Genomic DNA, 13,613 nt, shown 5'->3' on the forward strand with positions numbered 1-13,613 from the left:
GTTCATAAGGGCGTCGTGATCGGCGCGGCGTTCGCGCTCAAGGCGCCTGCACCTTCATGCGCGCATTGGGCGTCTCGCCGAAGATCTCGGGCGCGTACAGCGCCTCGGCGCGCGTGGGCGGCAGGGCGAAGTCGCCCACGTTGTTCAGGCGCACCGTGTACTCGACCTTGGTCACGCCCTTGGGCAGGTACTCGTAGTAGGCGCGGAAGGCCTCGAAGCTGCGCTCCTCATAGGCCAGCCAGCCGGCGCCCTGCGCCTGCCGCTCGCCCTGGGTGGCGATCTGCGAATCGCGGCCCAGCCCGCTGCCGAGGATGGTGGCACCACCGGGCACCGGGTCGGTCAGGGCGACCCAGGTCATGTCAGTGCTGGCGTTGATCTCCAGCGCCACGCGCAGCACGTCGCCGCGCGTGTACTTGCCGGCCTGCGCCTGCTCGACCGGCGTCACCGTCTTCTTGACCGCGTAGCCGGCCGCGAAGGGCTGCGTGAGCGGCACGGCGGCCAGCGACTGCAGCGTGAGCCAGGGCTTGCCACTGCCGTTCTGCACCACTTCCAGCGTGTTCTTGCCGGTGCCTGCGGGCCAGGGCAGGAACATGCCGTTGTTGCGGAACTGGCCCGGCGAGGCCGGCGCGCCGAACAGGCTGCGGCCATGCTGTGTGCCTTCGGGGTCGGTGGCCTGGATGCGCTCCACGCGGCTCCAGTCCACGACGGCGCTGGCGGGCTTGTCGCTGCCGGCGGCTGCCGTGGCCGCGGCGGCGTTGCGCAGCGTGGCCGTGGTGAAGCCCGCCACCGGCGTGCTTTCGTGCACGCGGCTGAAGCGCTCCAGCGCCAGGCCGCCCCACAGGTTGGCCGTGGTCGTGTGCCAGGCGCCGTTCTGCTGGCGCGCGATGAAGCCGCTGGCCAGGCGGCCGATGTCGTCCTTCCAGGCCGGGTCTTCCATCACCGTGAGCAGCAGGCGCGCGGTGTTCACGTCGCCGCTGGCCATCAGCCACCACCAGTAGTCGCCCTGCTCGGTGCTGAAGATCAGCTTGGTGCCCTGGTAGGACAGGCGGGCCTTGAGCACGCTGTCGGCCTCGGCCAGGCGCTGTTCGCGCTGCGGCACGTCCTTCACGCGGCGCAGGATGTTGATCCAGTCGATCACCGCGCTGGTGGGCCACTGGTTGGGCGCGACGGTGAGGCTGGTCGTCATGCGGCCGGTGGCCTTGCCGTAGCGCGACAGCGCTTCGAGCGCGGCCAGCTTGCGCGCGTCCAGGTCCTGGCGCGGGCTCCAGAACTTGCGCTGGATGCGGCCTTCGACGAAGGCGATCAGCCCGCTTTCCATGGGCGCGCGCACGGCGTCGGGCAGCGCGAAGGCGGGGTGGATGCCCGCGGCTTCGTGGCTCGCGGCCAGCAGGTAGGCCGTGAGCGTGTCGCTGCCCCGGCTCTCGTCGCCGCCGCGCGGCGGGAAGTAGGAGGCCAGGCCGTCGCTGTCGAGGTAGGCGGGCATGCGCGCGACCACGCCCTGCCACATCTTCTCGTCGCGCAGGCCGATGGCCTTGCTGGTTTGCTGTTCCAGGCAGCTGTAGGGGTAGTTGGCGAACCAGTCGCGCACGCCGGGCAGGCCTTCGGCCAGGCGCGGCTGCAGGCTCATGCGCAGGCCGCCGCGCGGCGCGGCGCCGGGCTCGCCCGCGGGCAGCAGGGCGCCGGCCGGCGGCGCCACGTCCAGCGAGAAAGGCGCATCGCCACCCACCTGCACCAGTGTGGCCTGCTGCACCGTCAGCGGCACGGCCGGCACGACGCGCTGCGTGACCTTGAGCGCGTCCTGCGCGCCGCCCAATGTGTCCTTGGCTTCGATCTCCCACATCAGCGCCTGGCTGCGGGTCTGCGCCATGTTCGCGGGCGCCGTCAGGTCCCAGAACACGTCCCTGGCCTCACCGGCCGGAATGTCCACCGTCTGCGCCGGGATCTGCATCAGCGTGGCGCGCGGCGTGACCGCCACCTTCATCGCCTGGCCGGTGGTGTTGCGCAGCGTGATCTGGGCGCGGAACTGGTCGTCCTCGCGCACCAGCGGCGGCAGGCCGCTGATGATCTGCAGGTCCTGCGTGGTGGCGATGGTGGCCTGCCCGGTGCCGAAGAAGCCGGTGCCGATGTCGGCCACCGCCACGATGCGGAAGGTGGTCAGCGCATCGTTGAGCGGCACTTCCACCGTCGCGCGGCCCTGCGCGTCCAGCACGATGTCGGGGTTCCACAGCAGCAGCGTGTCGAGCAGTTCGCGCGCGGGCGCCTTGCCGCCGCCGCCGCCCGCCGGCACCGCTTTCTTGCCGTAGTGGCGCCGGCCCACGATTTCCATCTGCGCGGTCGACGTCGACACGCCCCAGCTGCGCCGCTGCAGCATGGCGTCGAGCAGGTTCCAGCTGGTGTTGGGCATCAGCTCCAGCAGCGCCTGGTCCACTGCGGCCAGCGCCACCTCGGCGCCCGCGGCGGGCTTGCCGTCGGGCAGCAGGCCGGTGATCGTCACCTTCGCCTTGCCGCGCACGGTGTAGCTGGGCTGGTCGGTGCTGACCTTCACGTCCAGCTTGTGTGCCGCTGCGCCGACGCGGATCTCGGCCATGCCGAAGCGGTAGGCCGGCTTGCTCAGGTCCACCATCGCCGTGGGCGCCACGTACTCGCGGCCCTCGACCCAGAAGGCCTGCCACCATTCGCGCGGCGCCTTCCAGCCCCAGGTGAAGAAGGAATACCAGGGCACCTCGCGCAGCCGGCCACGCAGGGCCAGCACGCTCACGTACACGTTCGGGCCCCATTCGGGCTTGACCGTGAGGCGCACCGTCGGGTCTTGTCCGTTGAGCTGCACCACCTGCGTGTCGATGATGCCCTCACGTTCCACGGCCACCAGTGCGGTGGCAAAGCGGAAGGGGCTGCGCACCTGGAACTGCGCCATTTCGCCGGGCTCGTAGCTCTTCTTTTCGGGCAGCACGTCGATGCGGTCATGGTCCTCGCCGCCGAACCACAGTTCGCCCTGCCTGGTCACCCACACGGTGCTGGCCGACTGGCTGCTGCGGCCTTCGCCATCGGTGGCGGTGGCCACCAGTTCCACCTGGCCGGCTTCCTTGAGCTGCGCCTCGCACAGCAGCAGGCCGCGCGAATCACTCTGGCCCGCACACAGGCTGCCCAGCTCGCGCGTCTCGGTCTTGTTGTCGTAGGTGTAGAAGCCGCCCACCATGCGCTTGCGGCTGGTGGTGGTGATGCGCGCGATGGCCTTCACCTCCAGCTTGGCGCCGGGCAGCGCCTTGCCGGCGAGGTCCAGCGCCAGGGCCTGGAACTTGAGCTTGCGGTCCGTGGACACCCAGCCTTCGGTCTTCAGGCCGGCGATCACCGACGCCGGCCACAGCGTCTGCACACTGCGCAGGGTCTGGATCTCGCCATTGGGGTCGGAGTAACTCGCTTCCAGCAGCAGCTCGCGCGGCGTCTGCGTGGCCAGCGGCACGTCCTTGATCTCGATCTGGCCGGCGCCGTTGCGGTCCAGCGTCAGGGGCAGCTTGTCGGCGACCACGCGCGTGTCCTGCGCGGCGCTCGCCGTTTCCTCGCCGTCGCCGGTGGCCACGTCGCTGTCGCCGTCACGCCGGGGCGCGCCGAAGCTGAAGCTGTCGAAGTCGGCAAACTCCAGCGACTTGGGCCGCACCAAGGCCGACACGCGCACCGGCAGGTTGGCGGCCCCGCCGCCCGACACGTAGTTGACCTGCACGTCGGTGGGCACGCTGCGCACCGCGACCAGGCCCTGCTTCTCGCGCGGCGCGATGCGGCCTTCGAGCACCGGCAGGCGGAATTCCTCGACGCGGAACTGGCCGGTGCTGAAGCTGCGGGTGCTTTCGCGGTCGGCGCCGCGGCCCGCGCTGGCACGCCGCAGCTCGACCTGGTAGACGCCGAGCTTGGCCGCCGCAGGGATGGCGAAGCTGCTGATCGCGTTCTCGATGCCGCTGGGGTTGGCGCGCCAGACGAGCGGCTGCTTGAACTCCTGTCCGCTGCCCACATGGGTGATGACCAGCTCGTCCGGTGCCTGGCGGGGCACGCCGAAGCCTTCGCCCGTGAGCGTGCGCACGTAGTGCTTCATCGACACCGTCTCGCCCGCGCGCAGCAGCATGCGGTCGAACACGGTGTGGGCCACTTCGTCGGGATTGCGCTCCAGGCTGGTGGGCACGTTGAAGCGCCAGGGCTCGATGCCGCGCTGCCAGTGGCTCCAGGTGAAGGCGAGGTCTTCGACGCCCTGGGCATCGGTGGCGCGCGCGCTCACGAAGTAGGCCGGCTCGCTGTAGTCGCCTTCGGCCTGCGGGCAGCGCGGCGGCTCGGGGTTCACGCCCGGCAGGGCGGCGATGCCGCGCGCGTCGGTGGTGGCCGTGACGATCTCGCGCCCGTCGCAGGCCGACAGGCGCACCTTGGCGCCGGTCACGGGCAGGCCCTTGTCCAGCGTCGTGACCCAGGCCATCGCGTTCTCGCGGCCCAGCTTGAAATGCACGGCCAGGTTGGTGGCCAGCGCGGTGGTTCGCACGTACATCGTGCGGCCGTCGCCATAGCGCTCGTCGAGCAGCGCGTCGCCCAGCTTGCGCGAGGCGATCTCCAGCACGTGGAAGCCCGGCGTGAGCGGAATGCCCACCACTTCGAAGGGGCGCGGGTCGGTGCCGGTCTGGGGCATGTCCAGCACCCTGGCGCCGGGCTGCTGGCCCAGCAACGTCACCATGCGCGACTGCACGTAGTCACGCTCGCTGCGCTCGATCACGGGCGGCAACTGCACGTGGCTGTCGCGCCGGGCTTCGTCGCGGCGCACGGTGTAGCGGTCTTCGTAGCGCTGCACCTTGCGCATCCAGTCGATGATCTCGGCGTCGGTCTTGGGCTGCAGATCCTTCACCTGGCCGGGCACCAGGGCGTGCACCTGCAGCTGCGGCTCCACGCGGCGCACGGTCACGTGCATCAGCGCCACGCCATCGGGTTCGGCCAGGCGTTCGATCACGCCGAAGGGCGCGGCCGCGAACTTGGCCAGCGGCGGCATCTGGCCGGTGCCGGTTTTGAGGGGGAAGGTGTCGGGTTCGCCCAGCATGCGGCCCGAGGCATCGGTGAAGTTGCGTGGCAGTTCGATGCTGAATTCGGTCTGCTCCGGGAAGGGCGCCGGCAGCATCAGGCCATTGACGACGGTGTCGTCGTCGGCGTTGTCGTCGTCGAAGCGGGGCTGGATGCTCTTGCCGCCGCCCTTGGCCACGATCTGCGCCGCCATCTTGCGTGTGACCGGCGCGTTGAAGGACAGGCGCATCGGCTTGAGCGGCAGGCAGGCGGCCTGCGCGTTCTCGCGCTCGCAGCTGAATTCGATGGCAAAGGGCTGACGCACCTCGAAGTCCAGCCGCCGCTCCACGGTGTTCGCCACGCCCGAGGGGGTGGCCACGCCCTTGCCGTAGACCAGCTGCAGGCGCCCGCCGGCGGTCAGCGTGCGGTTGCATTGCAGCGTGACGAAGCTCAGCGGCTCCTTCTTGCTGGCCGCTTCGTAGCCGCGCGACTTGAGCAGCGCCGCGCGTTCCTCGCCTTCCACCAGCTTGACCGGGATGCGCTCGCCCGCGCCATCGGCCGCGCACCAGACGTTCTGGCGCACGCTGTCCGGCGTGGCGGGGCCGTTGAGGCGCAGCACGAACATCTGCTGTTCGTCGATGGCACCGTAGCTGGGCCAGTGGCTGCGGATGAAGGGCCCGCCGGTGTGGAAGTCGAAGCGCTGCCGGCCTTCGATGGCCGCGCCGGTGGTCGACTTGAAGCCGGGCAGCACGCTGGCCGTGCAGCGCACACCGGGCGGCAGGTCGTTGGCGAAGTCCCACACCCAGCGCTTCTCGCCGGTCCAGCGGCCCGTGCCCTGGCCGGCCTGTGCGTCGTCGCAGCGCAGCGTCAGCGGGGCGGGCGCCTTGGGATCACCGAAGTTGACGGCCGCCTGGTCGAAGCTGGCCACCACCTGACGCACGCGCGACACCTCGCCCTGGGGCGTGAAGCTGCTGATCTGCAGGGCCTGCGCGGGGCCGGCGGCGACAAGGGCGAGGGCGAGGGAGACGAAAGAAGCTTTCACGGCGGGCAAGCTCGAACGGAAGACAGCGCCGGAGCGTAGCCGATCCGTGTGCCGCTGGACCCCCGCCGAATGGCCGGCCGACCGTTCGGCCTTGCGCGGGCCGTGCGCCGGCGCCGCGCGATGGCCCACTTCTACAATGCGCCGTGGCTGGCCGGCGTCCTGCGGTCGGTTCCTCACTCTTCGTCCGCCTGGCCCTTTGCTTGCCGGCCGCCGACTCTGCGGCCGGCGCTGCCCGGCCTTCACCTGCCCTCGCGCCCGCCATGAAACGCCATTGGGAAATCGACGCGCTGCGCGGGCTGATGCTGGTGCTGATGACGCTCACGCACCTGCCCACGCGCCTGTCCGATCCGCTGGGCCAGCCCTTCGGGTGGGTGTCGGCGGCCGAGGGCTTCGTGCTGCTGTCGGCCTTCATGGCGGGCCTGGTCTACAGCCGCTACGCGCGCCGCGACGGGGTGGACGTGATGCGCCGCGCCTTCTGGCGGCGCGCGCTGGTCATCTACCTGTGCCATGCGGCGCTGCTGCTGTTCCTGCTCACCGTGATCGCCGTGCTGGGCGTGCGCGGCCAGCAGACGGCCGTGACGGACCTGCTGTCCTGGTACCTCGCGCAGCCCTGGCAGGGCTTCCTCTATGGCCTGGCGCTGATCTACGAGCCCGCGCTGCTGGACATCCTGCCCATGTACATCTTCTTCATGCTGCTGAGTCCGTGGGTGCTGGCTTTCGCCATGCGCCATGGCTGGTCGGGGGTGATGGTGGTCAGCGCCACCTTCTGGATGCTGGCGCAGCAGGGCTTCAGCGAATGGTTCTTCGGCTGGACGGTGGCGCTCACCGGGCTGCCCGTGCCCTTCCAGGAGATGGGCGCCTTCAACGCCTTCGCCTGGCAGTTCCTGTGGTTCTGCGGCCTGTGGCTGGGCGCCTCGCGCAGCGCGCCCGGGGCAGCGCCGCTGCGCTTTCCCTGGCCGGTCCTGGCGCTGGCCCTCGGGGTGGCGCTGGGCGGTTTCTGCTGGCGCCATTTCGGCCTGCACGGCCAGGCGCCCTTCGGCGCCGACGTGCAGCGCAACCTGTGGGTGGACAAGTGGCAGCTCGGGCCGCTGCGCCTGCTGAACCTGGCCGCGCTGGGCGTGGTCGCCGTGCGCTTCGGGCCCGGCTGGGCCGCCCGCCTGCCGCGGCTGCGGGTGCTGGAGGTGCTGGGACGGGCGTCGCTGCCGGCCTTCTGTGCGCACCTGGTGGCGGTGCTGATCGTGCTGGCGGTGTTCGGGGGCGACCCGCTGGCCCGAGCCTGGTGGGGCGATGCGCTGCTGATCGCGGCCGTCTTTGCGTTCATGGTGGCGGTGGCACGCTTCACGCAACGCGCCGATGCGGCGCCGCCGGAGGAAGAGGTGCCGGTGCCCGACGAGGAGGCGCCGCCGCTGGAAAGGATGGCTCCGCCGGGCGGCACGGGCCCCTGACTGCGCCCGGCCTTTCGGGATGGGCGCGCGGCAGCCGGGGCCGCTGCCCGCGGATCAGCGCGCGCTGGCGACCGGCGCGCCCTGGGCAGCGCCGGGGGCGGCCGTTGCGGGCACGCCGGCCGGCACGGTGGGCGCCCCGGGCGGGGCGCTGACGGCGCCGGGTTGCAGCTGCGCGGTGATCACGTCATGCCACAACCGGTAGCCCTCGGCATTCATGTGCAGCTGGTCCTTGAGGAACAGCTCGGCGCGCGGGCGGCCCTGCGCGTCCATCATGGCCGAGAAGGTGTCGATGTAGTCGACGTTGGCCTGCGTGCGCAGGTAGGCCGCCACCATCTCGTTGGCCAGCTGCACCTGGGGCAGCAGCTGCGCGCGCGAGGGGCTGGGCTTGATCGAGATGAAGCTGATGCGCGCCTGCGGCAGGGCGTTGCGCACGGTGCCGGCGAAGGCGGCGAAATCCTCCATCACCTGCAAGGGCGTGCGGCCCATGGCCAGGTCGTTGTCGCCCGCGTAGACCAGCACGTGGCGCGGCTTGTAGCGCAGCACCAGCTCGCGCACCAGCAGGCGGCATTCCGCCATGGTGGAGCCGCCGAAGCCGCGGTTGATCACCACCGGCCATTCGCTGAAGTCCTGCGCCAGGCTGGACCACATGCGCACCGTGGAACTGCCGACGAACAGCACGCCGTTCTCGGCCGGCAGGCGGGTCTTGTCGGCCTCCTCGAAGGCGCTGATGGCGCTTTTCCAGCGCGCCTGGGCGGCCAGGTACTCGGGCGAGGGCGCTTCGGCCCGTGGCGCCGGCGCGGCCGGTGGCACGCCCAGCGGGCCTTCCGCCTGCGCAGCGCCGGCGAACAGGGCCAGGGCGCAGAGGGCGGCCCGCAGGACCGGACGGCGCGGCGAGGGGAAGGAAGACAGAGCGCGAAACGGGGCAGGCATGGCGCGGCGAGGGTGGGGCAGGGGCAGGAAAGCCGAATCCGGCTGGTCCCACAACTCGGCAGGGCGGCTGTCGGTTGACAGCGATGGACCCGAGGGGGATGGGCCGCCATGGTAGGGGCGCCGCTGCGTTGGCGGTTGCGAGGCCGGTCCCGGAACGGCGGCGCCAGCGGCAGCTGTCGGCCGGGCACAACGGTTGACCGGCGCCATCGCGTCCCCCGGCGGCGCCCGTCCGATTTCAAAAACGGTCGCGGCCGGCCATCCGGGCGACGATCCGCAGGTCCGGGCCCAGGGCTTCGACGCTGCGGAACTCGAGCGCGGCGGCACCGGCCAGGGTGTGCAACGGGCCCTGGGCGAACGGTTCGTGCGCCAGCCCGGCGCCTGCGCCCAGCAGCTTGGGCGCCAGGTACAGCAGCCATTCGTCGACCAGCCCGGCGCGCATCAACGCGCCGTTGAGCAGCGGGCCAGCTTCGACATGCAGTTCGTTCACTTCGCGGCGGCCCAGGTCGGCCATGAGCGCGCGCAGGTCCACCCGGCCTTCGGCGTCGGGCAGGCACTGCACCTGTGCGCCGCGGGCCTCCAGCGCGGCGATGCGCGCGGCATCGGTGCTCGCCGTGTAGAGCCAGACCGGCCGTTCGGCCACGTCGAACAGCCGCGCCTGCGGAGGCGTGCGCAGCGTGCTGTCCACGATCACCAGCGCGGGCTGGCGCGGCAGGTCGGCCGCCTGGGGGGCGAGGCGCACGTCCAGGCGCGGATCGTCGGCCCGCACCGTGCCCACACCCGTCAGCACCGCGCCGGCCCGCGCGCGCCAGGCGTGGCCGTCGGCGCGCGCGGCTTCACCGGTGATCCACTGGCTGTCGCCATTGGGCAAGGCGGTGTGGCCATCGAGCGAGGCCGCGGCCTTGACGCGCACCCAGGGCTGCTGGCGCACCATGCGGCTGAAGAAGCCCAGGTTGAGTTCGCGCGACTCGGCGCCGCCAGGGCCGATCTCCACGTCGATGCCTGCGGCACGCATGCGCGCGAAGCCCTGGCCGGCCACGCGGGGGTTGGGGTCGGAAATGGCGGCCACCACGCGGCCGATACCGGCTTCGATCAGCGCGTCGCAGCAGGGGCCGGTGCGGCCGTGGTGCGAACAGGGCTCCAGCGTGACCCAGGCCGTGGCGCCCTTCACCGACACGCCGCGGCTGTGCGCGTCACGCAGCGCCATGATTTCGGCATGTGGGCCGCCGGCGCGCTGCGTGTGGCCTTCGCCCAGCACGTGGCCCTCGGCATCGGTGAGCACGCAGCCCACGCGCGGGTTGGGGCTCGAAATGACAAGCGCCTTCTGGGCCTGCGCCAGCGCGCGGGCCATGAAGGCGGGCAGGGAAGACATCGGCGAAGAAAGGGCAGGCGGATCAGCGATCCCAGCATTCTTGCACGGTGGTCCCGCTGGCATTGTTCACGAGGTCGCGCAGGCCCGTGTTCGTCAGCGTGTAGTCCCCGCATTTGTCGGCGGCCTGGGCCGAGCCCGCGGCGCGCGAGGCCGTCAGGGTCCAGCTGGCGCCGTCGGTGGAGTTGAGCGCGATGGTGTAGCGGCCCGAGGGCACCGATTGCAGGCTGGCCGGAAAGGCGGCCGTCAGCGGGTAGGTCCCTTGCGCCGTGGCCGCGCGCTCCATCCAGGTTGCGGCCTGCTGCAGGCCCGAGCGCGCCTCGGCGCGGTGGCCGCGGCGCACGTATTCCTGGTAGCTGGGCAGCGCGATGGCGGCGAGGATGGCGACGATCGCGACGACGATCATGGCTTCGATCAGGGTGAAGCCGCCTGTCAGGCGCCGAGCCCGGCGCGAGGAGGAGATGTGCAGGTTGGACATCGGTGCGTCCTCACTGCAGCTGCCGCCAGCTCGGGCGCAGCGACAGGACCGGGGGCTTCTGCAGGTCGTCGCCGCCATGGTTGTTCACTTTCTCATCGCATTCGGCCTTGCCCTGGGCGCAGACGTTTTCGTACTTCTGTCCGGGGTTCTTGCCCTTGCCGACCTCCAGCCGCGAGACCCCCAGGTCCTCCCCGTTGAACCAGCCGTCGCCATTGGAATCGACGACCTGGAAGCTCGGAGGCCTGCCGTCCATGATGTTGATGAAGGTGCGGTAATAGACCGCCTTCCTGGACTGCGGGTCGCAGGTTTCGCCGACGGTGTCGCCTCCGGTGGCGGGGATTTCGGACACCACTTCCAGCAGATGGGTGTTGTTGTAGAAGGTGATGGGGTCCAGCACGCGTTCCCTGGACTTGGGCAGGTGAAGGTACCAGCCCTTTTTGGCGCTGCTGCCGGTGGCCTGGTAGTCCACGCTGTGGTCGCTCAGCACATTGAATTCGCGCTGGCTGACGTCATAAGTGGCCGTGATCTGCTGTTGCACCAGCCGGCTCACGCCTGTGCCCACCGCCTCGGGGGTGACGGCATCATCGATGGCGAGCACGCCCTGGGTGGAGGTGTACTGCGTGTTGTCGAACACCGAATACAGCGACTGAACCGCGGTGCTTTCCCGGTCTCCCAAGGTGAGGTTGCGGCCGGTGCCGAAGGCCACCATCAGGCCCGTCACGCCACGGGTGTTGGCGCGCACGATCGGGGGGGCGGTGATCGGCTGCCGCGTCCCCGTGGCGGCGCCGGTCGGCGTGTAGCTCGCCGTGTAGAGCGGCGCATTGTTGAAGGCCACATGCCAGTTGGCCGCGTTGTCGCCGAGCAGGTCGAATTTCCACAGGTTGCCCTGCAGGTCGCCGGCATAGACCACATCGGTCTTGCCGTCGCCGTCCAGGTCGACCAGGCGCGGTGCGGACAGGCCATTGCCATTGCCGGCGGCGCTGGCGGGCACGGGGATGACCTTGAGCGACTTGTCGTTCCCGTCGATGTACTGGATCAGCAGCGCGGGTTGTTCCTTGGTGCTGTTGTAGCCGTTGCCCATGACCAGCGCCCACTTGCCATCGTTCAGGCGCGTGATCTGGGTGGCCTTGTAGGCGTTGGTGTCGCTCACCACCGGCGGGGCGGTGATCTGGCCGATGTACGCCTCGGGTGCGGTGTCGGCGAAGACGGTGCCACTGGCCGAGGTCTTGTCCATCACGACCAGCGAAGCGGCCTGGTTTTCGGTGAAGTTGGACGCCGGGGTGGACACCGACCCCGTGTTGCCGGGCCGGGTGACGTCGAGCACGAAGTAGCCCTTGCCGCCCGCGCCCAAGGTGCCCACCAGCAGGGTCCGCCAGTCCGGGGCGGTGCTGCTGCCCCAGTTCACGTCGCCGCTGAAGGGCGAGCCGTCCACGAAATAGCGGTGGGCCTGGTTGTAGCCGGTCTGCGTCAGTTGCCGCAGGCCGGGGATCACGCCCTTGGGCACGTAGGCGATCTTCTCCGTGCCATCGACGCCCGAGAAGCCGTGCAGCATGCCGTCGTTGCCGCCCACGTAGAGCATGGGCAGGCGGTCCTTGTGCGTGGTGTAGAAGCTCGAGTAGCCGTCGAAGCCGTAAGCGGCGGCGGGTTGCGCGACGTACCAGACCTTGGAGTTCACGATGTCACCCTGCCGCGAGGCACGTTCGCGGAACAAGGGGTTGCCCGCGGTCTCGCGGCTGCGGTCGCCACGCAGGTAGTTCAGGCGGGCCTCGCCTTCGGACTCGGCCTCGGTGGCGGCGAAGAAGTGCGCCTTCTGCGCCGTGCTCAGGTAGGTTTCTCCGCTGGCCCAGCGAAAGGCGGTCGGGCCATCGACGCCGCCTGCGGCGCTGCCTTCTCGCCAGCTCAGGACCAGGCGCTCGTCAACTTGCGCGGGCGTCAGCGCGTCGAGCTTGTCGGCAGTGGTCTGCCCCCCCCAGCCTGCGCTGGAGGCACCGGTGCCTCGCGCGATGTTGCTGGCGCTGACGTAGCCCTTCCACTTTTCGGCCAGGTAGCCGGCCGTGTAGCCCATGGTGTCGGTGCGGGCCAGCGACATGGACGCCTGCGCCGTGGAAGTGACCGGCGCGGTGTTGTCGTTGATGATCTCGTTGAGGATGTCCTGGAAGGCCGGGGCGAGCGAGGCGGCGGTGGGCGCGGGAATGAACTTGCCGCGTCCGTTCAAGGCCATGTGCCACAGTTCCGGCATGCGGGTGGTCTCATTGCCCGCGATGGGGTCGGTCCAGGCATCCAGTCCCAGCAGCAGCCGTGCGTAGGTGGCGCCCGACCACGTGTCCGGGCCGTCGAATTTGGGCGTGGTGTGGGCGTTCCAGTTGGCAGCGGCGTTGAAGCCCACGGTGTACGTGGTCATGTGCTGCCAGGTGGCCGGGTTGTTTCGCGGATTCCAGAAGGGCTGCAGGGTGAGGCTGTGCGCGTCCGCGCTGACGACGATCGGTGAGGTCTCTTTCATGAGCGGCTTGACGCCGTTGGCCATCGTGGGCTGCAGGTCGGTGGCCCAGAACTGGAACGCCAGGTCGGCCATCGTCGGCAGGGTGGCCGAGCCGTAGCTGTCGCTGTAGATCCGGGTCTGCGCGTCGGTGGGGTCGTAGGCCGTGGTGCCGTCGCCCAGCGTGCGCGGCGTGCCATCGGCATTGCCCACGGCCGCGCCCGCGGCGGTGTCGCTGCTGCTCCAGCTGGTCGTGCTGTTCCAGCCGCCGTCCGTCATGAACAGGTTGTAGGAGCGGCGGCAGGTGAGCATGGGTTCCTGCTTCGTGCCGGGCACGCTGGCCCAGGGGCTGTTCACGCTCGGCGCCTGCCGGTAGTACTGGCCGGCGTTGAAATACATGCGATGCGAGGGCGTGCTGCCTTGCGTTTTCAGCGTTTTTACCCAGGCCATGAAATTGGCCCGATGCGTGGCGTCCAGCACGCGCACCTCGTTGCGGCCTGCGCAGTCGCCGGCCGCCGGAATCGTGGCGCAACCGGTCATGGCCTGCCAGCCGAGCCGGATGGCGCCGTCCGGCACCTTGGCCTCGGCGAAGGTGTCTTCCAGGGCCGCCCGCAGGGTGGCCATGCCGTTCGGGCCCATGCTGCCGGAATCGTCGACGGACACGATCACGTTGGGGGCCGGCAGCCTGGCAGCCGTGCCGGCGGGGTACTGTGCCAGCTCGAACAGCGTCGGCGCGGCCGTACCGGGCGTCGTGGTGGGTTGCGCCTGCGGTGCTTGCGGCAGGGCCAGGCCGCCGATCAGCAGGCTCAAGGTGGTGCGGCGCATCAGGCCGCAAGGACGGTGTTTCATGG

Annotated in this window: 6 protein-coding genes; 1 reads left to right on the top strand and 5 read right to left on the bottom strand. The window is 70.5% G+C overall.

Annotation, left to right across the window (positions count from 1 at the left end):
* Positions 1 to 37: 37 nt before the first annotated feature.
* Positions 38 to 6,067, bottom strand: coding sequence for an alpha-2-macroglobulin (locus tag LG388_RS03800; RefSeq protein ID WP_225781493.1), 6,030 nt, complete (start codon positions 6,065 to 6,067; stop codon positions 38 to 40).
* A gap of 260 nt (positions 6,068 to 6,327) precedes the next feature.
* Between LG388_RS03800 and opgC the strand changes: the two genes are divergently transcribed.
* Positions 6,328 to 7,512, top strand: a complete 1,185-nt coding sequence (gene opgC / locus LG388_RS03805; protein WP_225781494.1) for an OpgC domain-containing protein — start codon at positions 6,328 to 6,330, stop codon at positions 7,510 to 7,512.
* A 54-nt stretch (positions 7,513 to 7,566) separates the two neighbouring features.
* Here opgC and LG388_RS03810 read toward each other — a convergent pair whose 3' ends face one another.
* The 4 genes from LG388_RS03810 to LG388_RS03825 all read right to left on the bottom strand — a co-directional run bounded on the left by LG388_RS03810 (position 7,567) and on the right by LG388_RS03825 (position 13,611).
* A complete protein-coding gene (locus LG388_RS03810) occupies positions 7,567 to 8,442 on the bottom strand; it encodes an SGNH/GDSL hydrolase family protein (protein ID WP_225781495.1) in 876 nt (291 codons plus the stop codon).
* Positions 8,443 to 8,677: 235 nt separating this feature from the next.
* Positions 8,678 to 9,811, bottom strand: a complete 1,134-nt coding sequence (ribD, locus tag LG388_RS03815; protein WP_225781496.1) for a bifunctional diaminohydroxyphosphoribosylaminopyrimidine deaminase/5-amino-6-(5-phosphoribosylamino)uracil reductase RibD — start codon at positions 9,809 to 9,811, stop codon at positions 8,678 to 8,680.
* A 22-nt stretch (positions 9,812 to 9,833) separates the two neighbouring features.
* Positions 9,834 to 10,286 (bottom strand): type IV pilin protein, encoded by a 453-nt coding sequence (locus tag LG388_RS03820; RefSeq protein WP_225781497.1) that lies wholly within the window; start codon positions 10,284 to 10,286, stop codon positions 9,834 to 9,836.
* Between the two features lie 10 nt (positions 10,287 to 10,296).
* Positions 10,297 to 13,611, bottom strand: coding sequence for a pilus assembly protein (locus tag LG388_RS03825; RefSeq protein ID WP_225781498.1), 3,315 nt, complete (start codon positions 13,609 to 13,611; stop codon positions 10,297 to 10,299).
* Positions 13,612 to 13,613 lie beyond the last annotated feature (2 nt).

Origin of the sequence: Xenophilus sp. Marseille-Q4582, from assembly GCF_916700565.1 — a bacterium.
GTDB lineage: Bacteria > Pseudomonadota > Gammaproteobacteria > Burkholderiales > Burkholderiaceae_C > Xenophilus.

What these genes read in the sequence shown, in the direction of transcription:
- LG388_RS03820 (WP_225781497.1), bottom strand. Translation starts at nt 10,286, where the DNA reads ATGTCCAACCTGCACATCTCCTCCTCGCGCCGGGCTCGGCGCCTGACA.
- LG388_RS03810 (WP_225781495.1), bottom strand. Translation starts at nt 8,442, where the DNA reads ATGCCTGCCCCGTTTCGCGCTCTGTCTTCCTTCCCCTCGCCGCGCCGT.
- opgC (WP_225781494.1), top strand. Translation starts at nt 6,328, where the DNA reads ATGAAACGCCATTGGGAAATCGACGCGCTGCGCGGGCTGATGCTGGTG.
- ribD (WP_225781496.1), bottom strand. Translation starts at nt 9,811, where the DNA reads ATGTCTTCCCTGCCCGCCTTCATGGCCCGCGCGCTGGCGCAGGCCCAG.
- LG388_RS03825 (WP_225781498.1), bottom strand. Translation starts at nt 13,611, where the DNA reads ATGAAACACCGTCCTTGCGGCCTGATGCGCCGCACCACCTTGAGCCTG.